This is a genomic window from Micromonospora sp. NPDC047793 (assembly GCF_040642635.1).
Classification (GTDB): domain Bacteria; phylum Actinomycetota; class Actinomycetes; order Mycobacteriales; family Micromonosporaceae; genus Micromonospora.
The window spans coordinates 170,686-190,384 of the sequence record NZ_JBEYSG010000007.1 but is presented as its reverse complement, the minus strand read 5'-3'; the positions used below and the strand labels follow the sequence as shown (position 1 = coordinate 190,384).

13 protein-coding genes and 1 riboswitch are annotated in these 19,699 nt (G+C 71.8%); of the genes, 9 read left to right on the top strand and 4 right to left on the bottom strand.

Going from position 1 to position 19,699, the window contains the following annotated elements; genetic code table 11:
• The first annotated feature begins 15 nt into the window (after positions 1-15).
• The 5 genes from ABZ738_RS16810 (at position 16) to ABZ738_RS16790 (ending at position 7,930) form a co-directional block, all read left to right on the top strand.
• Entirely contained in the window at positions 16-975 is a 960-nt protein-coding gene (locus tag ABZ738_RS16810; protein WP_131057766.1) for a ParB N-terminal domain-containing protein, read from the top strand.
• A 186-nt stretch (positions 976-1,161) separates the two neighbouring features.
• A complete protein-coding gene (locus tag ABZ738_RS16805; protein ID WP_131053358.1) occupies positions 1,162-1,848 on the top strand; it encodes a hypothetical protein in 687 nt (228 codons plus the stop codon).
• Between the two features lie 400 nt (positions 1,849-2,248).
• The gene (locus tag ABZ738_RS16800; RefSeq protein ID WP_131053357.1) at positions 2,249-2,833 is read left to right on the top strand and encodes a hypothetical protein; all 585 of its coding nucleotides are present in this window, start codon (positions 2,249-2,251) and stop codon (positions 2,831-2,833) included.
• A 268-nt stretch (positions 2,834-3,101) separates the two neighbouring features.
• The gene (locus ABZ738_RS16795) at positions 3,102-6,470 is read left to right on the top strand and encodes an endo-1,4-beta-xylanase (RefSeq protein WP_357214136.1); all 3,369 of its coding nucleotides are present in this window, start codon (positions 3,102-3,104) and stop codon (positions 6,468-6,470) included.
• 338 nt (positions 6,471-6,808) lie between these two features.
• The gene (locus ABZ738_RS16790) at positions 6,809-7,930 is read left to right on the top strand and encodes a M14 family zinc carboxypeptidase (protein ID WP_357214133.1); all 1,122 of its coding nucleotides are present in this window, start codon (positions 6,809-6,811) and stop codon (positions 7,928-7,930) included.
• Between the two features lie 100 nt (positions 7,931-8,030).
• Here ABZ738_RS16790 and ABZ738_RS16785 read toward each other — a convergent pair whose 3' ends face one another.
• Both ABZ738_RS16785 and ABZ738_RS16780 read right to left on the bottom strand, forming a co-directional pair.
• On the bottom strand, positions 8,031-9,683 hold the full coding sequence (locus ABZ738_RS16785) for an amidohydrolase family protein (RefSeq protein ID WP_176093767.1): 1,653 nt from the start codon (positions 9,681-9,683) through the stop codon (positions 8,031-8,033).
• Between the two features lies 1 nt (position 9,684).
• A complete protein-coding gene (locus ABZ738_RS16780; RefSeq protein ID WP_131053353.1) occupies positions 9,685-10,263 on the bottom strand; it encodes a TetR/AcrR family transcriptional regulator in 579 nt (192 codons plus the stop codon).
• A 149-nt stretch (positions 10,264-10,412) separates the two neighbouring features.
• Here ABZ738_RS16780 and ABZ738_RS16775 point away from each other — a divergent pair, with 149 nt between their 5' ends.
• From ABZ738_RS16775 to ABZ738_RS16760, 4 genes are all read left to right on the top strand, one after another.
• Positions 10,413-11,654: a cytochrome P450 gene (locus ABZ738_RS16775; protein WP_131053352.1), complete on the top strand. Its 1,242-nt coding sequence runs from the start codon at positions 10,413-10,415 to the stop codon at positions 11,652-11,654.
• A gap of 146 nt (positions 11,655-11,800) precedes the next feature.
• Positions 11,801-13,456 (top strand): hypothetical protein, encoded by a 1,656-nt coding sequence (locus ABZ738_RS16770; protein WP_131053351.1) that lies wholly within the window; start codon positions 11,801-11,803, stop codon positions 13,454-13,456.
• Positions 13,456-14,538 (top strand): hypothetical protein, encoded by a 1,083-nt coding sequence (locus tag ABZ738_RS16765; protein WP_357214126.1) that lies wholly within the window; start codon positions 13,456-13,458, stop codon positions 14,536-14,538. The genes ABZ738_RS16770 and ABZ738_RS16765 overlap by 1 nt, the downstream gene beginning before the upstream one ends.
• On the top strand, positions 14,535-15,584 hold the full coding sequence (locus tag ABZ738_RS16760) for a hypothetical protein (protein WP_131053349.1): 1,050 nt from the start codon (positions 14,535-14,537) through the stop codon (positions 15,582-15,584). The genes ABZ738_RS16765 and ABZ738_RS16760 overlap by 4 nt, the downstream gene beginning before the upstream one ends.
• 314 nt (positions 15,585-15,898) lie before the next feature.
• On the opposite strand, the gene ABZ738_RS16755 is transcribed toward ABZ738_RS16760, so the two are convergent.
• Both ABZ738_RS16755 and ABZ738_RS16750 read right to left on the bottom strand, forming a co-directional pair.
• Positions 15,899-16,951: a ribonucleotide-diphosphate reductase subunit beta gene (locus tag ABZ738_RS16755; RefSeq protein ID WP_131055835.1), complete on the bottom strand. Its 1,053-nt coding sequence runs from the start codon at positions 16,949-16,951 to the stop codon at positions 15,899-15,901.
• On the bottom strand, positions 16,942-19,317 hold the full coding sequence (locus ABZ738_RS16750) for a ribonucleoside-diphosphate reductase subunit alpha (RefSeq protein WP_131055833.1): 2,376 nt from the start codon (positions 19,315-19,317) through the stop codon (positions 16,942-16,944). Before ABZ738_RS16750 ends, ABZ738_RS16755 begins: the two co-directional genes overlap by 10 nt.
• Before the next feature lie 134 nt (positions 19,318-19,451).
• Positions 19,452-19,660: riboswitch (cobalamin riboswitch) on the bottom strand.
• Positions 19,661-19,699 lie beyond the last annotated feature (39 nt).

Below are 19,699 nucleotides of genomic sequence, written 5' to 3'. Positions count from 1 at the left end.
GCTGTCGAGGTGTACATGCGGGAACGGATCCAGGGCGTCCAGAGCCGGGAGGTGACTCTCGTCGACACCACCTCGGTGGTCGTCGGCTGTTCACCTCGGTCGTCGGTGGCCGGTACCGGCCGGATCCAGCAGTTGGCCGAGTCGGTCGAGGTGCTTCCGCCGATCCTGGTGCAGCGGTCGACGATGCGGGTCGTCGACGGTGCGCAGCGGCTGGCGGCGGCACGGTTGCGCGGCGACCGGCAGATCCCGGTGACCTTCTTCGACGGCTGCGACGACGACGCGTTCGTCGCCGCCGTCCACCTCAACGTGCGGCACGGGATGCCGCTGACCGGCCCCGAGCGGGCCGCCGCCGCCCGTCGGATCCTCTCCTCGCACCCGGAGCGTTCGGACCGGTGGATCGCCTCGGTCTGCGGCGTGTCCCCGCGTACGGTGGCGACGCTGCGCCGGTCTTCGACCGACGACGGTGCACATCCGAACATCCGGCTGGGCCGGGACGGACGCCAGCGGCCACTGTCCGCTGCGGACGGTCGGCGGCGGGCCGCGGAGCTGATGCGTCGTCGACCGGAGGCCAGCCTGCGCGAGGTGGCGCGGGAGACCGGCATCTCGGTGGGCACCGCCTTCGACGTCCGTCGGCAACTGACGACCATGGCGACCGACGCGCGAGAGGGCACGGTGGTGACCTCGCCGTGCGCCCCGCCCGGGACCGGTGCCGCCGATCCGCTCGGACCGGTGTTGCGGGCCGGGCTGGAGCGGCTGGCCAACGACCCGTCGCTGCGCTACACCGAGCGCGGGCGGACGCTGCTGCGGTTGGTCTCCGCCACGTTGGCGCTCGCCGAGCAGTCCGATGCGGTCGCCGACGCCACCCCGGGCCACTGCCGCGACGTGCTGCGCGACGTCGGGGAGGCCTGCGCCCGCGCCTGGCACGAGTTCACCGACCGGCTCGCCGACACCGACCTGGCCGAGCGGGCGGCTTGACGACCGACGGCGACCGACCCCACCTGGGGCCACTCCGGTGGGCGTGGCGGTCCGGACCGTCGGCATCGGGACCGCCGACGGTCCGGACCGCCACGCCCACCACGGTCTGGGCGGGCCGGCCCACCGGCGGCCGGGCCGGTCGGGACGAAACGGCCACCGGCGTTCTGATCTCCTCCGGAGGTGTCGATGAGTGAGAACCCGCCGCCCCGGCACAACTCGTCGGGCGACCGGGCCACGGGCCTGGTTCACCCGGCCCGGCGACGAACGCCGCTGGCCGGTCGCCCCCTGCCACGGCTACCGATCCCGGTGTCCCGGCTCTCCGGTGAGAACGTGGACCCTCTCCTGCGGACTCGGCGGCCGGTGCGGCGGTACCTCGCCGACCCGCTGCCCCGCGCCGACGTGCTGCGGGTCTGTCAGGCCGCCGTCGACGCCGCGCAGCCGGTCGCACCGGAGGACACCGACGCGGCCCGCTGGTTGGTGTTCGTCCGCGCGGTCACCGGCACCACCCCGGGCGTCCACGAGTACCGCGACGGCGAGCTGATCGACGCGGCCGGGCTACCGGCGGCCGAGGCGATGGCCGGGCTGGCCTCGGGCCCGTTCGCCACGGCGCCGTGCGTGCTGGCGCCGGTGTGGGATCTGGGCACCGCGCCGACCGGGCAGGGCGTCGACGTCCACCTCACCCTGTTGCTGCGTTCCGGCGCCAGCCTGCACGCCGCCCACCTGCTGGCGGTGCGGCGGGGTTTCGGCGGATGCCTGTTCCGGAATCCGCATCCGGCCGCGCCGTCCGGCGTCGCCGGTGGGTACGACCTGACCGCCCGGCCGTTCCTGGCGCTGGCCGTCGGCCGGCCGGACCCGCGGGAGCACGCCGGATGAGTCGATCGGGAGATCCACCGCACGGTCAGCCGGTGGTCGACGCTCTTCACGACCTCGCGATGGCCCACGGGACGGAATAGCCACCTCGGCGACGGTCGATGTTGCCGGACCTGGTCCGCGCATGCTGGAATGGCTCATATCGCCGCAGCGCGGGGGCAAACGCGCTGGGAACGGCCAGCACGGGAGCAGTGCTATGCCGGCAGCGCGCCGCATCGGCAGACGGTCGCGCGCCGCATCGCCAGGCCATCACCACGACGACGGGCACATTTCCGGGCAGGTGTCCCCGCCGTACGTGTGTCCTCCGGTTCTCGTCAGCGACGCGGCTGCGGCGCGGACGTGCCGGGGGTGTCCGACGTGATCTGCCGACGCAGCAGAACCGGCGACGAGGTGAGAAGCAGTCATGATTTCCCGACAGAGTGTGGCGGGGTGGTACCGGAACCGCTTCGTGTGGGTGGCGGTGATCGTGCTGACGGTCTCGGTGACCGCAGTGGCGCTGGTCAGCGCGGCCGAGACGGACACGAAGCCGACGGACCTGCGCGGGCAGCTCATGACCTGGATGCGCGCCACGCTCGAACAGGCGGACCCGGGGCAGCACAACCACGCCGGCCATACGCCCCAGCAGGCGGCCGACGGGCAGGAGACGCCGCCGGAGGTGGTCTGCGGGGTCCACGTCTACGGCTTCGAGCCGGCCGAGGTGACCTCGATCGCCGACGTCCGGACGGTCTACGGCTTCCACCTCTGCGGGGTGGCCGAGCAGAAGCGCACCTGGGACTGGGCGGTCAAGCTGGCCGGTCCGGTCATCATGGACCGCTCCACCAACCCGCCGGGCATCCAGGTGGTCGAGGCGACCGAGGACGTCTTCTTCATCGACCGGCTGCGGCAGATGTTCCCGGCGAAGTACGCCGACCTGGCGCAGAAGGAGTCGCTGGAGCCCGGGGAGATGGCCGACCTGCGGCGCCGGTACGACGCGGCGGCCGGGCTGTGACCCGTACCGCCTGACGCGGCGACCGTTCCCGTCAGTTCCGAGGTAAGGAAGGGTCCCCTGCTATCGCCTGGTGCATAGCAGGGGACCCTTCCTTACACATCGCTGTCAACCTCCGTCAGGCCGATCGTTACCGATCCATTTTCCGAAACTTTCCGGAAGTTCTGGTCACGACATTCGGTCCGACATAACATGCACGCGCTTGGATGCGTCCGGTACGCCTCCGGTGAATCACCCCGCCACCAGCCCCGATCGCGTAAAGGGAACACCGATGCGCTTCTGGAAATCCGCTCGCCGATCGCGACAGCGATCGCGACTTCTCGCCGTCCTCTGCACCACCACACTCGTCGCGGCGGTCGCCGTCGCACCCGGTCCGGCCGCCGCCGCGCAGACCGTCCTCTCCTCCGACTTCGAGTCCGGCTCGTACGCGCCGTGGGGGGCTCGGGGCGATGTGACCCTCGCTATCGCGCCGGAGGGCCACGACAGCGACAACAGCCTCTCGATCACCGGCCGGACGGCGAACTGGCAGGGCCCGGCGACCAGCGCGACGGCCCTGTTCACCCCCGGTACCCGCTACTCGGTCAGCGCCTGGGTGAAGCTCCCGGCCGGCACCGAGGGCACCGCCGGTGTGCACTTCACCGTCGAGTCGACGCCGGCCGACGGCGGCGACAACACGTACACCTGGATCGGCGACAGCGTGTCCGCGGGTGCGGACGAGTGGGTGCGGATCGGCGGCGACTACACGCTGCCCACCGGGCTCAGCGCGGCCACCCTCTACGTCGAGGCGGAGGGAACCACCCCGTTCCTGCTCGACGACGTACTGGTCACCGCGCCGGACGGCGGCACCGGACCGGCGCCGGGCACGGTGGTCGTCGACACCGACTTCGAGGACGGGTTGGACGGTTGGGGCCCACGCGACGGCGGGCCGGGGGCGCCGAGCGTCACGCTGACCGACGTCGCACACGGCGGGGAGGCCGCGGCGCTGGTCAGCGACCGGGTCAACCAGGGCGCCGGGCTCGGCCGGGACGTGACCGGGCTCGTCGAGCCGGGTGTGACGTACGAGTTCAGCGCCTGGCTGCGCTTCGCCGAGGGCCAGCCGACCGACGAGGTCTGGCTCAGCCTGGCCAGCACCAGCGGCGGCAGCCAGTCGTTCGCCACCCTGGCCCAGTTCACCACCGTCACCAACACCGGGTGGACGCAGGTGACGGCCCGCTTCACGGTGCCGGCGGCGGAGAGCGCGTACCTCTACGTCGAGACCCGCTGGCAGGGCGCGGACGTGCCCGGCAACACCAGTGACTTCCTCGCCGACGACATCGTCGTCCGGGTGCCCGAGCCGCCGGTGGTGGAGGACCTCACCGGCATCCACGAGACCACCGACTTCCCGGTCGGGGTGGCGATCGACGGCCGGGAGACCGAGGGTGCCGCCGCGCAACTGCTGATCCGGCACTTCAACCAGATCACGGCGGAGAACCACATGAAGCCGGAGGCCTGGTACGACGACGAGGGCGCCTTCCGCCCGCACGACCAGGCGCTGACCCTGATGGACTTCGCCCGCGACAACGACCTGAAGGTCTACGGTCACGTGCTGGTCTGGCACAGCCAGACGCCGGCCTGGTTCTTCCAGGACGCGGCCGGGCAGCCGCTGGGCACGTCCGCCGCCGACCAGCAGGTGCTGCGCGAGCGGCTGCGCACGCACATCTTCGCCGTCGCCCGGTCACTGAGTGAGCGGTACGGCGCCTTCGGCTCCGCCACCAACCCGCTGAACGCCTTCGACGCGGTCAACGAGGTGGTCAGCGACAGCGGCGAGTACGCCGACGGCCTGCGCCGCAGCGAGTGGTACCGGATCCTCGGCGAGTCCTTCATCGACCTGACGTTCGAGTACGCCGACGAGGCGTTCAACGACGTGTACGCGGTCGACGGCACCGACCCGGTGACCCTGTTCATCAACGACTACAACACCGAGCAGAGCGGCAAGCAGGCCCGCTACCGGGCACTGGTGGAGCGGCTGATCGCCCGGGGTGTGCCGGTCGACGGCGTGGGCCACCAGTTCCACGTCTCGCTGGCCACGCCGGTGAGCAGCCTGGAGGCGGCGCTGGACGCGTTCACCGACCTGCCGGTGACGCAGGCCGTCACGGAACTCGACGTCACCACCGGCACGCCGGTCACCCAGGCGAACCTGATCGAGCAGGGCTACTACTACCGGGACGCGTTCCGGATCTTCCGGGAGCACACCGACGATCTGCTGGCCGTCACCGTGTGGGGGTTGACCGACGGTCGCTCGTGGCGGTCCGGCAACGGCGCGCCGCTGCTCTTCGACGACAGCCTGCGCGCCAAGCCCGCCTACTACGGCGCGGTCGACGGTGAGCTGCCCGCCCGGCTGCGCACCGCCACCGTCTTCGCCGGGGACGTACCCCTGACGGCCGCCGCACCGACGGATCTGACCTGGCGCAAGCTGCCGCTGCACCCGGTGGAGGAGGCGGCCCGGTTCCAGTTGCGCTGGGCACCGGACCACCTCACCGCCTACGTCACGGTCACCGATGCCACGGTCTCCGCCGACGACCGGGTCGAGTTCGTCCTGAACGGGGAGACCTACCGGGTCCGGCGGGACGGCACGGGTGACGTACCGGCGGTGGCGGCGGCCCGGGACGGCGGCTACCACCTGGTCGCCCACCTGCCGCTGACCGAGGCGACCCGGGGCGACACGCTCTCCCTCGACGTCCGGGTCACCGACGACGGCACCACCTCCGGCTGGAACACGCCGGGTGCGGTGGGCACCCTGACCCTGGTGGAGGAGTTGTCGTACCTGGAGGTGCGCCGGGCACCGAGCGCGCCGGTGGTCGACGGCACGGTGGACACCGTCTGGGCGCAGGCGAGCACGGTGACCACGGCGAAGCAGGTCTCCGGCACCGACGGGGCGGTGGCGCAGGTCCGTACGCTGTGGCGGGACCAGACGCTCTACGTGCTGGCCGAGGTGACCGATCCGGAGGTGGACGTCTCCGGGTCGGACCCGTGGACCCAGGACTCGGTCGAGATCTACGTCGACGCGGGCAACGCCAAGAACGGCTCCTTCCGCTACGACGACACCCAGATCCGGATCAACGCCGACAACGTGGTGTCGTTCGGCACCGGTGACGAGGGGTTCCAGGCGGGACGGTTGACCAGCGCGGCCGTGCGGACCGCGACGGGCTACACCGTCGAGGCCGCGATCAGCCTGCTCGAGTACGGCGGCATCGACACGTTCCACGGCCTGGACTTCCAGGTCAACGACGCCTCCGGTGGTACGCGCACGTCGATCCGCAACTGGGCCGAGCAGGAGGGTGTCGGCTACCAGAGCACCGCCCGTTGGGGCGTCGGCCGGCTGGTCGAGGGCTCCACCGTGGAGGTCACGCTCACCCGGGTGGCCCGGTGGAACTCCGACAGCGGCGGGGGCTACTGCGCCACCGTCACCGCCACCAACACCGGCGACAAGCCGGTGGCCTGGACCGCGATCGTCGACCTGGAGGGCGACATCTACACCGCGTGGAACTTCACCCGGGAACGCCAGGACGACGGCAGCTACCGGATCAGCGGTGTGGACTGGAACCGCACCCTGAAACCCGGCGCCAGCACCCACAGCGTCGGATACTGCGCCAACCTGTAGGAGTCGACTCCGGCCCCGGTCGACGCCGGGGCCGGAGTCGGCGGATGGCGGCCATCGCGCAGAGCGATGGCCGCCATCGGCGTACCCGGCGACGGGTGGCGGAGCGGGCCGCGTAGGACATTCGACGGAGCCGCGAGCACCCGATCCTGAACAGACGACGGAACTTCTCCACCGCCCTTGACCTGCGAAAACGCCCCCTTGTTGAATGAGCGCACCGCGGAGCCTTCCGACCGGGAAGGTCGCAGCCAGCCAGCACAGCGGCGCTCACCGGCGCGCGGAGTCGCACACGGTCGTCTTGCTGGGCGCTACCCGCGGTCACCCGAGAAGGGACGTCACCAGTGTCCAGACCACGTCGCCGGCATCTCATCCTCCTCGCCGCGCTCCTGCTCGCCCCCGCCGTCGTACCCGGAACCGCCCAGGCGAACGGGCCGTTCGTGCCGCCGAACCAGGAGACCGTCAACCGCTCCTCGATGCTCAGCGCCGCCGAGGTCTCGGCCGAGCTGCGTGCGTTGCAGGCCCGCAGCAAGGGCGCCCTGCGGGTGCAGGAGGTCGGCCGCAGTGGCCAGGGCCGCCCGCTGGAGGTGGCCTTCATCGGCACCGGCAGCACCCGGATCTGGATCCAGGGCCGCATCCACGGCAACGAGCCGTACGGCGCCGAGGCCTCGTTGGGCTTCCTGAAGACGCTCGTCTCCGGCGGTAAGCACGCGCGGGAGGTGTTGCAGCAGGTCAGCTTCGCGGTCGTCCCGATCTACAACCCGGACGGTTCCGAGGCGTACCGGCGGCAGGACAGCGTCCACAACGTCGACCTCAACCGCGACTGGGGAGTGGACCGGCCGATCTTCGACCGGCTCAACGCGGTCCGGGCCGGTCTCGGTCAGGCGCCGCTGTCCGAGCAGACCTTCGCCAACTACACCCGGCACCGTGCCGTCGAGTCGCAGGCGTTCTGGTACGTCTGGGCCGACTTCAAACCACACCACATCATCGACCTGCACCACCAGGGCACGTACGTCGTCGGCGACACCGACGAGATGACCACGTTCTCGGTCGGCATCTCCCTCGACCCCGGCATGCTCACCCCGCAGCAGTGGGACACCGTACGCCGGATGGGCGTGGTGGCCGCGGACGCGGCGGGTCGCAGCGGAGTGGTCAACGTGACCCGCTACCCGTACATCAACATCCCGGAGGGCGTCACCTCGGCCGCGATGCTCGACGGCCCCGGGCCGCGCGGCGAGTACGCCAACTGGCGCAGCAACGCGATGTTCTTCGAGTCGCGCGGCGGCATCGGCCACAAGAGCAGCGGCTACCTGATCAAGCAGAACGTCGACGGGCTCTGGGCCATCGTCGACTCGATCAGTGACGGCTCGCTGGCCGATGTCGACGCCGACCGGTGGAGCGACATCCCGGCGCGGGGTGCCTCGATCTCCACCTGCGCCAAGTTCCCGCAGCAATGTGAGTTCTGATCTTCGACGCGATCGCTGACCCGACGGTGGTCCACGTTCCGGTCCCGGAGCGTGGACCACCGTCGTCGCGTCGACCTGACCGTCTCGGGACGAGGGCGGCTCAGGCGGTCCGGCGGCCGGCGCACCAGGTGCCGGTGACGGCGATGTCGCCGAGATGGTCGGGGTCGGCGTGCACCGGGTCCTGGTCCAGTTCGACCAGGTCGGCGGCGGCCCCGGGGCGCAGCACACCGGCCCGGCCGGCCAGCCCCAGCGCCACGGCGGCGTCCCGGGTGTAGGCCGCCAGGGCTTCGGTGACGGTGAGACCCTCGTCCGGGTGGACGATGTCGCCGCCCGCCACGCGTCGGGTGACCGCGGCCTGGATGCCGACCAGAGGCGAGAGCGTGCCGGCCGGATAGTCGGTGCTGGCCGCCACCGACGCTCCGGCGTCGCGCAACGTGCGCAGCGGGACGAGCCGCAACGGTGCGGGCAACGGGAGCACCGTCAGCTCCGCGCCGAGGTCGTGCAGGAAGGACGGCTGCGTGACCACGTGCACGCCCGCGTCGGCGAGCCGACGCGCGGTGGCCGGATCGCAGACCATCGCGTGCTCGATCCGGATCGGGGTGTCGAGCCCGTCGACGGCGGCGAGGGCGTCGGCGAGGGCACCGTTTCCGACCGCGTGCAGGGCCGGCGGCAGGCCACGGTCGACCGCCGCCCGGACAGCGGTGGTCAGCCGGTCACGATCCAGCACGCGAAGGCCGTTGTGCCAGCGGCCGTCCGGGCGGCGGGTCGGGGTGCCACCACGCCGGGACAGGGCCAGGGCCCGGCGCCCGTGCCGCAGCAGCGCCCGGGGCATGCCGGCGACCGAACGGAGCATCTGTCCACCCGTGAGGCACAGGTCGCACCGCTCGCCGCCGTCGACGAGGAGCTTGAAGCCACCGAGCGGGGTACGGGGATGTCCGTGATCCCGATCCGGGTCGAGGTCGGGCAGGGTGGGGTCACCGATCTCGGCCGCGCCGACATGCCAGCGGTGCACGGTCACCGCCAACTCGGGCGCGGCGCGGGCGTACCGGGCGGCGCCCTCCGGCGGCACCGCGAGGTCGCCGATGCGGGTGATGCCGTGCCGGGCCAGGATCCGGCTGTGCGCGACGGCGCGATCCACCCAGGCGTCGTCGTCGCCGGTGGCGCGGCGGGTCAGCGACTCGGCGACGAAGCTGGCCTGTTCGACGAGGACGCCGGTGGGGCGTCCACGGCGGTCCCGTTCCAGGTGGCCGCCGCCCGGGTCGGGGGTGGCGCTGCCGTACCCGAGGGCGGCCAGGCCGGCGGAGTTGACCGTGGACTCGTGATAGGTGACCGAGAACAGGTGCAACGGCCGGTCCGGGCAGGCGGTGTCCAGTTCGGAGGCGGTCGGCAGGCGACCCTCGGCCAGGTGCAGCGGGCGTACCCCGTGCAGGCGCAGCCAGCCGGTGCCGTGGTCGGCACGGACGACGGCGGCGATCCGGTCGAGCAGCTCGCGCAGTGTCGCGGGATGCGCGTCGAAGGCCCGGGTGTGCTCGTCAGCGGCCACCAGATAGAGGTGGTGGTGCGGGTCGACGAAGCCGGGTAGCAGGGTCCGGCCGGCGAGGTCGTGCACGGGCGCGCCGGGACCGGCGGCGGCGCGTACGGTCACCGCGTCCCCGGCCGAGAGAATCACCTCGCCGTCGATCGCCACCGCCTCGACGACCGGGTGGGCGGGGTCCATGGTGCGGATCGTGCCGCCGCTGAAGACGGTCCTCATGTCACGCTCCGAGTTGGGCGAGCAGCCCCTCGGCCCACGCCGCGAGGAAGCGGTCCCGCGCGACGTGTCCCGGCGGGCAGCCGTAGGTGAACTCGCTGATCGCGAAATAGAACAGCGACGACAGACTCACGGCGGCGACGGCTTCCGCGTCGAACCGGGGACGGTCTCCGGCGAGCTGCGCCAGCCAGGCGGCGACCTCGTCGAAGCCCGGTTGGAACAGCCGCTGGTAGACGTCGGTGAGGTCGACCGGCAGGTCGCCGCCGCCGCGTAGGACGAGTCGGTAGAGGTCCCGGTCCGCCTCGACGGTGGCGAGCACCGCCCGGCCGGCGACCGCGATCGCGGTGCGCGGGGCGGTGAGGTCGGCGATCCCGGGTTGGGCCTGTGCGGCACGGCGACTGTGCAGGACCCGGTCGAAGGCGGCCACGAGCAGTTCGCGTTTCGACCCGACGTGGCGGTAGAGCCCGCCCGCGCCGGGAGACAGCCCGGCGGCGGCCTCGATCTGCGTGATCGTGGTCGCCCGGTAGCCCTGCTCGGCGAAGAGACGCAGCGCCACGTCGATGATCTCGTCCCGACGACCCATCGCATAAGTAAACACTTACTTACCGGGTTCCCGCAACCGCTGCGCCACCCCGCCACCACCGCCGACGGTGGGCTCGGCGCGCATGCCCCGCCCCGTTCGTGTCCGGCGGGGCCGGTTTGACCGTCGGGTGAACGGGCAGGACCACCGGTATGCCGACTGACCTGCTGCATCGGGTGGACGACACCCTGACACTCGCGATCCAGGGCTACGGGTGGCTGCCGAACCGCCTGCGTGCGGATCAGACGGACGTGGTGCGTACCCGTCTGCTGGGCCAGACCGCCGTGGCGCTACACGGCCCCGACGCGGCCCGTTTCTTCTACGACGAGCGCCACATCCGGCGGCACGGGGCGATCCCGGAACCGATCCGCGGCACGCTGTTCGGCAAGGGGGCGGTGCACACCCTCGACGGTGAGCCGCACCGGGTGCGTAAGGCGATGTTCACCTCGCTGCTGATGAGCGGCGGCTTCGACGGGCTGGTGACCCGGACCGAGGTGGCCTGGGACGAGGCCGCGCGGTCCTGGGCGGGTCGGCGGGTGGTGCTGTTCACGGAGACCGCCGAGGTGTTGACCCGCGCGGTCTGCGACTGGACCGGGGCCCCGGTGGACGACCGGGACGTGCCGGAACTCGCCGCGAACCTGGTCGCCGAGGTGGACGGCTTCGCCACCGCCGGGCCACGGCACTGGCGGGCCCGTCGCTCCCGGGGACGCCTCGAACGCCGGTTCGGCGATCTCGTCGACCGGGTACGCCGGGGCGAGGCCGCCGCGCCGGAGGGCTCGGCGCTGGCGGCGGTGGCCGCGCACGAGGACAGCGACGGGCGGCTGCTCGATCCGAAGACCGCCGCGGTGGAGTTGCTCAACATCATCCGGCCGACGGTGGCGATCACCTGGTTCGTGGCCTTCGCCGGGCACGCCCTGCACCGGTGGCCCGCGCACCGGGACCGGCTGCGCGCGGCGGAGCCCGCCTTCGTCGAGGCGTTCGCCCACGAGGTCCGCCGCTTCTACCCGTTCGCGCCCTTCGTCGGCGGGCGCGCGGCGACCGACCTGAGCTGGCGGGGCACCGACATCCCGAGCGGCGCCATCGTGCTGCTCGACCTGTACGGCCAGAACCACGACGCCCGACTGTGGCCGGAGCCGTACCGGTTCGACCCGGACCGCTTCGTCCACCGGGAGATCGGCCCGTTCGACCTGGTCCCACAGGGCGGCGGCGACCCCCGCACCGGCCACCGATGCCCCGGTGAACAGATCACCGTCGCGCTGCTGGGTGCGCTCGCCGTCCGGCTGGCCCGCCTCGACTACCGGGTCCCGGATCAGGACCTGGACATCCCGCTGCACCGCATCCCGACCCGGCCGGTGAGCGGTGTGGTGCTCGCCGTGGCGGGGTCGTCCGACTGAGCGACGGCGTCCCGCACGCCCGCCCGGCGCCCGCCGCGCCGGATCGGGGTTCTTCACCGGCCGGTCACCGTCCGTTCGGCTCCCGTGCGTACCGTGGCCGTAGCGTCCGACGCCGACTCACGTATCGGGAGAAGGACGGGTTTCGGGTGTGGCTCGGGGCTGACAAGAAGGAGTTCGAGGCGTTCCTCGACTCCGCCGCTGTCTACTGGCGCAAGAACGTGGGCGCCGCGTCGTCGGAGCGGTACCTCGTCGTCGAGGTGTTCCACCAGGACATCCGAGTGGCGATGCGCAACCTGGCGGTCGCCAACGCGATCCGCCGGATCGTGCCCGCCCACCTCGTCGTCGTCACCGGCGTCGAGCAGATGTGGCACGAGGCGCTGTGGACCGAGTTCGACGTCAAGCTCGTCGAGCGTCTCGCCCGGGCGTACGGCGCGACCGAGGTGGTGGACCTCTATCAGCTTGTCGAGGGCCCGGCCCGGTCGGGTACGCCCGAGCATGTGCCGGTGGAGCTGTTCGGCAGGCGGTTGACCCCCGGCCCGTCGATCGACGCGGCGACGCTGGCCGAGTTCGTCAGCGCCACCTACTGCCGGGTGACCAAGCGGCCCCGCCCGCCCGAGGAGCCCGGCGCCGACCCGCGCTACCGGCGGCGGGAGGCGTTGGCCCGAGCCATCTCGTCCGGCTACGACGCCCTGCTCGGTGGCGGATCCGTGGTGGCGCTGGTGACCAGTCACGTCGACTACGACCACTGGGGGCTCGCGGTGGACTCGGCGCGGCGGGCCGGCGTACCGGTGGTGCACACCCAGCAGACCGGGTGCCTGAAGGCGTACGCGCTGTTCCCCGAGGCGGACACCGGCCGGCACACGTTACGGGGTGAACTCACCCACCAGATCGGCGCCTTCTTCGCCGAACGCGTCTGGTCGCGGCGCGACGAGGTGCGGCGCAACGCGGAGCTGGTGGCCTGGCGGTCGAAGGTCAACCTGGGTCGGCCGAGCTGGTGGCGCGGCGGTGCGAGCGCCTCCGTGGACATCAGCAACAGCGCGGAACGGGCCCGGCTGCGGACCCACTTCGCGGCGCGGCTGGGCTTCGACCCGACCCGGCCGGTGGTGGCGGTCTTCAACCACGCGGTGTCCGACGCCCCCGGCACCAACCACCAGTCCTTCCCCACCCTGGCCGACTGGTTCGAGGAGACCGCGCGGTATGCCGGCACCTGCACGGAGGTGCAGTGGCTGTTCCAGGACCACCCGAGCCAGTTCCGCTACGACAGCACCGGCTTCTTCGACTCGGTCGCCGCCCGCCACGGGCGGCACCGGCACATGGTGTTCCAGCCCAGCAGCGAGCTGAGCAAGAACGGCCTGTGGAGCCTGGTCGACCTGGGCGTCACCGTCCGGGGCAGCGTGAGCAACGAGCTGCCCGCGTACGGCATCCCGGTGATCCAGGCGGGGTGGTCCGAGTGGAGCGAGTGTGGTCTGTCCACCGTGGTGGAGGATCCGGAGGCGTACCGGAAGGCGCTCGACGCGGCGATCAGCGGTCTCTGCGGTGGACAGGAGCTGATCTCGGTCGAGCAGGTCGAGCGGGCGCGACTCTGGCTGTGGTTCTATCGCAGCGCCACCGACCTGGTCACCCCGCAGGTGCCGCACTGGGAGGTGTGGCCCGCCGGGTATCTGCTCAAGGCGGTGCAGACCGCCTTCCGGCACATCGAGAGCGACGCCGATCCGCTGTTCGACGCCGTCGCCCGGATGTGGACCCGGCGGGAGCCGGTGCTGACCCGGACGGACCTGCGGGCGCCGGAAGGAGTCCGGTAGTGGCCGTCGGCACGTGGTTCGCCACCGAGTTCGACGAGCCGGCCGCGCCACGCGGTCTGCCCGCGCTCTTCGCCTCCGGCGCGGACTCCGAGGTGCTGGTGGCCGACCGGATGGCCCGGGGCGTCGCGATCCTGGGACGGGTCCAGGGCGTCTCCGGCGCGGTCGTCCTCAAGGTCCGCACCGGCGGGCGGGCGGTCCGCGTCCGCGTCGACCTGCACGTCGACGGCGCCTCGCAGACCGCCTGGTCCCGGGTGGCCGCACCGACCCGGGGCGTCCGCGAGCTGCCCCGGCTGGTGATGGTCCGGGCACAGGGCACCGACCGGGTCGCCGCCCTGATCCGCCGTCAGCACGGCCGGCTACGGATGGTCGAGGCGCACGCCTGGGTCGAGTTCGACCTGGGCGCGGAGGAGATCGGCGCGGACGAGCTGCTGATCGTCGAGGTAGCGGAGGCGACGCTGCCGGCGTGGGCGTCCCCGTCGTTGAGCGCGCTGGCCGCGGTCGGTGTACGGATCAACCAGGTGGAGGTCACCGCACTCGACGACGTCGATCCGCCGGGCACCTCGGGCCGGGTGACCGGGCAGGCCGCCCAGCACACCGGCCTGGCCAGCGCCGGTGGTCTGGTGGGGGCACGCGGGCGCGGTGAGGGTCCCGCCCGCACCGGATTCGTCGTGGTCAACGCCGACGCCACGTCGGTGCGGTGCCGCCTCCGGGTGACCACCGCCTCGGTGGCTCCCTCCGCCATCCGCGACCCCCGTCGGGCGTGGATGCGTCGCGGCAAGGCACAGACCGTATTGAAGGCGGTCCGGGTGGCGCAGCGCGGGGCCGGGTACGCGTTGTTCGAGGCGTCGCCGTTCACCGGGCCACCGCGCCCGGAGCAGCTCCGCGTACGCGCCGCGAACCTGGTCGACGGCGGTGACTGCCGGGTGGCGGTGACCACCGACGACGCGGAGACGCTCGACGTGGTGGTCACCCGGACGACGCCGGGTCCGGTGCTGATCGGAGTGGACGAACCCGACGCCACCGCGATGCGCCGACGGGTCTGCGAGGTCGTCTGCCGGGTCGTCGAGCTGGAGTGGTCGTGACCGGCTCCCCCGGCCACGACCCGGTACTCACCGACGACCCGACTGCCAACCGGGCCGCCGTGGCGCGGATCCTGGGGTCCGGGTCAGGCGGCACGCTGCGGCTGCCGGCCGGCACCTACCCGCTCGACCGGGGACTGGTCGTCGGCGACGGCTGGACCCTGGCCGGCGCCCCACCGGCGGACGGGACGGTCCGGACCTGGCTGACCTCGTCCGCGTCGGACGGCGAGCCGCTGATCCACGTGCTCGGCTCGCGGGTCACCGTGCGGGACATCGGTCTGCGCCCGCCGCCGTGTGCCCCCGGCTCGCACGGCGGCGACCGGGGCACCGCCGTCACCGTCGGCAGGTACCTCTACCCGACCGAGACGGAGTGGATCTCCGACGTACGGATCCACGGTGTCCGGGTGGAGCGTCCCGGCACCCGGACGGCCAACTGCGTCACCCTGGTCGGTGCGGTCCGGGACGTCGTAATCTCCGACGTGACGATCGTCGGCGGCTGCACCGGGGTCGCCGTGCACTGGGGAGCGGTCGGCGACGGGGTCGACGCGATCCGTGGCCCCTCCTACCACCCGCATCACGTCACCATCTCCGACCTGCGGGTCTCCGACGCCTTCGAGGGCTTCTACCTCAGCTCGGTGCACGACGTCGAGGTGGACCGGGCCTGCCTGTCGGAGGTGGAGATCGGCTTCCGGCTGCTGCCCGGCGACAACACCGACCGTTTCCACCGGGCGCACGGCACCTCGATCGGCGAACGCATCCGGGTGTCGCGGATCCACGTCGCCTGGAACGGCCCGTTGTACGCGGTGCGGATCGCGGGCTGGGGACGCAGCGAGGTCGACCACTCGGTGCGGGTGCTGGAATACCGAGACGTGGTGGTCACCGACTGCACCCTCGTCCCGCTGCCGCCGGCCCCGTCCGGCCCGGCCGATCCACTGCGGGCTCGCGCGCCCGTCGTGGTCGAGCAGGCGTCCGGAGTTCTCCTGGAGGCGATCCGCGTCGACCTGCGGACGCCGTCACCCGGGGGCAGGTGCTGCCCGGCCGGCTCCTGACCGACCCCCGGCCCGACTACCCGACCTCGCCCTGCACCCGCGCGGGTGCAGGGCGGCGTGGGACGCGGGGTGCGGCGCGGGACGCGAGGTGCGGGCCGGCGAGTCGGGTGCGGGCCCTGTCGAGCTGACAGCAGGGACGGATCGCGGGGGGCCGATAGCGCAAACGACTCAGCTCGAAAGGGGCCGATGACATGACCCAGCCGGACACCGACCGGAGCACGGACCGGCGCCGGACGCAGACCGGAGCACGAGCCGGGAGCGCTGCTGTCCCGGGCGGCGTCCTGCCACCCGGGACAGCGGTACACCTCAGCGGCTCAGAAGTCGTCGTCGAAGCTGACCGAGCCGGTCACCCCGACCTGGTAGGCGGAGACCCGCCGCTCGAAGAAGTTCGACAGCTCCTGGACGTCCTGCAACTCCATGAACGCGAACGGGTTGCCGCTGCCGTACATCGGTGCGATGCCGAGGACGGCCAGCCGCCGGTCGGCCACGTGCTGGAGGTACTCCCGCATGTCGGCCGGCGACATGCCGGAGACGCCCTGCTCCAGCAGGTCGACGGCGAACTGCACCTCGCACTCGACCGCCTCGGCCAGCATGTCCTTGACCTGCTGCTCCAGCTCGGCGTCGAACAGGTCCGGCTCCTCGGCGCGGACGGTGTCGACCACGTCGAAGGCGAAGGCCATGTGCATGGACTCGTCGCGGAACACCCAGTTGGTGCCCGAGGCGAGGCCGTGCAGCAGCCCCCGGGAGCGCAGGAAGTAGACGTAGGCGAAAGCGCCGTAGAAGAACAGGCCCTCGATGCAGGCGGCGAAGCAGATCAGGTTCAGCAGGAAGGCCCGCCGGTCCTCGCGGGTCCGCAGCTCGCGCAGGTCGAAGATGGAGTCGATCCACTTGAAGCAGAACTCGGCCTTGCGGGCGATCGACGGGATGTTCTCCACCGCCGCGAACGCCTCGAACCGTTCCTTTTCGTCCGGAACGTAGGTGTCCAGCAGGTTTAGGTAGAACTGGACGTGCACCGCTTCCTCGAACAGCTGCCGGGAGAGGTACAGCCGGCCTTCCGGCGAGTTGACGTGCTGATAGAGGTTGAGCACGAGGTTGTTGGCGACGATGGTGTCGCCGGTGGCGAAGAACGCCACGAGCCGGGACACCAGGTGCTGCTCGGCCGGGGAGAGTTTGGCCAGGTCGGCGAGGTCGGAGTGCAGATCGACCTCCTCCACCGTCCAGGTGTTCTTGATGGCGTCCTTGAAGCGGTCGAAGAACTGCGGGTAGCGCATCGGCCGCAGGGTCAGGTCCATGCCGGGGTCGAGCAGCAGGTGCCGCTCCCCCACGCCGGTGCTGGTGCTGGTCTCGGAGACGGTGGTCACTGGCATGCCTCGCAGCTCTCGGGGTTCTCCAGGGAGCAGGCCAACGCCTCGTCGTCGCTGACCGCCACGACCGGCGTGACGCTCGGGGTGACGGCGACAGTGGCCTGCTGGATTCGGGTCGCCGGACGCGACCGCAGGTAGTAGGTGGTCTTCAGCCCGGACTTCCAGGCGTACAGGTACATCGAGGAGAGCTTGCCGATGGTCGGCGCGCTCAGGAACAGGTTCAGCGACTGCGACTGGTCGATGAAGGGGGCGCGGGCCGCCGCCAGGTCGATCAGCGCCCGCTGCGGCAGCTCCCACGCGGTCCGGAACAGCTCGCGTACGTCGGCGGGCAGCTCGACCACGCCCTGCACGGAACCCTCGGCGCGCTTGATCTGCTCCCGGATCGGGGCCGTCCACAGCCCGCGCGCCTTCAGTTCGCGGACCAGATAGGTGTTGATCTGGAGGAACTCGCCGGACATCGTCTCGCGCTTGAACAGGTTGGACACCTGCGGCTCGATGCACTCGTAGCAGCCGGCGATCGAGGCGATGGTGGCGGTCGGGGCGATCGCCACCAGCAGCGAGTTCCGCAGGCCGTGCCGACCGATCGTCTCGCGCAGCGCGGCCCACCGCTCGGTCTGGCCGACCTCGGCGCCCCACAGGTCCGGGTGCAGCTCACCCCGGGCGGCGCGGGTCTCGGCGTACGCGGGATGCGGGCCGAACCGCTCGGCGAGCCCGGCGGAGGTCTCCAACGCGGTCAGGAAGATCTCCTCCTGCACGCGGGTCGACAGCTCCCGGGCGGCCGGGGAGTCGAACGGCAGGCGCAGCGTGAAGAGCGCGTCCTGGAGGCCCATCAGCCCGAGCCCGACGGGGCGCCAGCGCGGGTTCGACGCCGCCGCCTGCTCGGCCGGGTAGTAGTTGATGTCGATCACCCGGTCCAGGAACACCACGGCGGTCCGCACCGTCGCGCGCAGCCGCTCCCAGTCGACCCCGTCCGCGGTGACGTGCGCGCCCAGGTTGACCGACCCGAGGTTGCAGACCGCCGTCTCGGCGTCATCGTTGACCTCCAGGATCTCGGTGCAGAGGTTCGACAGGTGGATGGTGTTGCCCGGGGCACCGGTCTGGTTGGAGAGCCGGTTCGAGGCGTCCTTGAAGGTCATCCACCCGTTGCCGGTCTGCGCGAGCGTCCGCATCATCCGGCCGTACAGGTCTCGGGCCTTGACGGTCTTGACCGCCTTCTTCTCCGCCGCGCGGTACGCCTCGTCGAACGCCTCACCGAACAGGTCGGGCAGCTCGGGGGCGTCCGACGGGTCGACCAGCGACCAGTCGCCGTCCGCCTCGACCCGGCGCATGAACTCGTCCGGAATCCAGTTGGCGAGGTTCAGGTTGTGCGTACGCCGGGACTCCTCGCCGGTGTTGTCCCGCAGTTCGAGGAACTCCTCCACGTCCGGGTGCCACGGTTCGAGGTAGACGCAGGCCGCGCCCTTGCGACGGCCGCCCTGGTTGACCGCGGCAACCCCGGCGTCCAGCGTCTTGAGGAACGGCACGATGCCGTTCGACCTGCCGTTGGTGCCCCGGATCAGGGCGCCCCGACCGCGTACCCGGGACCAGGAGATGCCGATGCCGCCGGAGAACTTGGACAGCTTCGCGACCTGGTGGTAGCGCTCGTAGATGGAGTCGAGCTCGTCGCGCGGCGAGTCGACCAGGAAGCACGAGGACATCTGCGTGTGCCGGGTGCCGGAGTTGAACAGCGTCGGTGAGCTGGGCAGGTAGGCCAGGCTGGACATCAGCCGGTAGAAGCCGATCGCCTCGCCGGGCGTCTGCGACAGGCCGCAGGCGACGCGCAACAGCCAGTACTGCGGCGTCTCCACCACGAGCCGGGTCTGCGGGTGCCGCAGCAGGTAGCGGTCGGCGACCGTGCGCAGGCCGAAGTACTCGAAGCGCAGGTCCCCCGCCGGGTCGACGGCGTCGTCCAGCTTGCGGGCGTTGCGGGCCACGAACGCGGCGGTGTCGTCGCCGATCAGGCCCAGGCCGTGTGCGTACCGGATGGACTGGCTGAAGCTGGCCACCTGCTGTCCGCGGACCTCCTTGTCCACGTACGCGGCCAGCAGTCGGGCCGCCAGCTTCGAGTACTGCGGCTCCTCACCGATCAGTTCGGCCGCGGTCTGGATGGAGAGCTTGTCCATCTCGGCCGTGGTCGCGCCGTCGTACAGCCCGCTGATGGTCTTCGTCGCCACCCGCAGCGGGTCGATCTCGTCCAGGTCGGCGACCCACCGCTCGACCGCCTTGACGATCTTGTTGACGTCCACTGGCTCGGTGTCGCCGTTCCGCTTGCGGACCTGCATGACGTGCCGGCGTTGCTCCGGCCCCGCCTGCTCCTGGGTCACCGTCATGTTCCCCTCCTCACGCCTGTCCCCGAGATCGTCGGGTCCGCGCGGGAGGACGCCGCCGGTCTGCCGACGGCACTGCTGCCGTCACGACCAGCTCCTGGCGTCGGCCGTCCCACGCGGCCTTCGACCGCCGCACACGTCGCGTGCGGCGCGCTGGCAGGTCTTCGGACTCGTGGGCCTGATGCTCGCGCCTACTGGCCGTCGCTTCCCAGACCTGGCGGGTCCAGTGCGTGATGACGGCGGTCGTTCCCACTCACCGCTGCGGGGCAGTCCCGGATTCACACCGGGTTCCCTCTTGCCTCGACCGCCGTGGAGCGGCGGTCGAACCAGCTACGGGGCACACCATATATGGGTGCGGTGCGGAGATGGCAACACCAGATGCTGT

Bases quoted from the DNA above. Each gene is read 5' to 3' on its own strand.
- ABZ738_RS16810 (WP_131057766.1), top strand. From the start codon at position 16: ATGCGGGAACGGATCCAGGGCGTCCAGAGCCGGGAGGTGACTCTCGTC.
- ABZ738_RS16805 (WP_131053358.1), top strand. From the start codon at position 1,162: ATGAGTGAGAACCCGCCGCCCCGGCACAACTCGTCGGGCGACCGGGCC.
- ABZ738_RS16800 (WP_131053357.1), top strand. From the start codon at position 2,249: ATGATTTCCCGACAGAGTGTGGCGGGGTGGTACCGGAACCGCTTCGTG.
- ABZ738_RS16795 (WP_357214136.1), top strand. From the start codon at position 3,102: ATGCGCTTCTGGAAATCCGCTCGCCGATCGCGACAGCGATCGCGACTT.
- ABZ738_RS16785 (WP_176093767.1), bottom strand. From the start codon at position 9,683: ATGAGGACCGTCTTCAGCGGCGGCACGATCCGCACCATGGACCCCGCC.
- ABZ738_RS16780 (WP_131053353.1), bottom strand. From the start codon at position 10,263: ATGGGTCGTCGGGACGAGATCATCGACGTGGCGCTGCGTCTCTTCGCC.
- ABZ738_RS16775 (WP_131053352.1), top strand. From the start codon at position 10,413: ATGCCGACTGACCTGCTGCATCGGGTGGACGACACCCTGACACTCGCG.
- ABZ738_RS16755 (WP_131055835.1), bottom strand. From the start codon at position 16,951: ATGCCAGTGACCACCGTCTCCGAGACCAGCACCAGCACCGGCGTGGGG.
- ABZ738_RS16750 (WP_131055833.1), bottom strand. From the start codon at position 19,317: ATGACGGTGACCCAGGAGCAGGCGGGGCCGGAGCAACGCCGGCACGTC.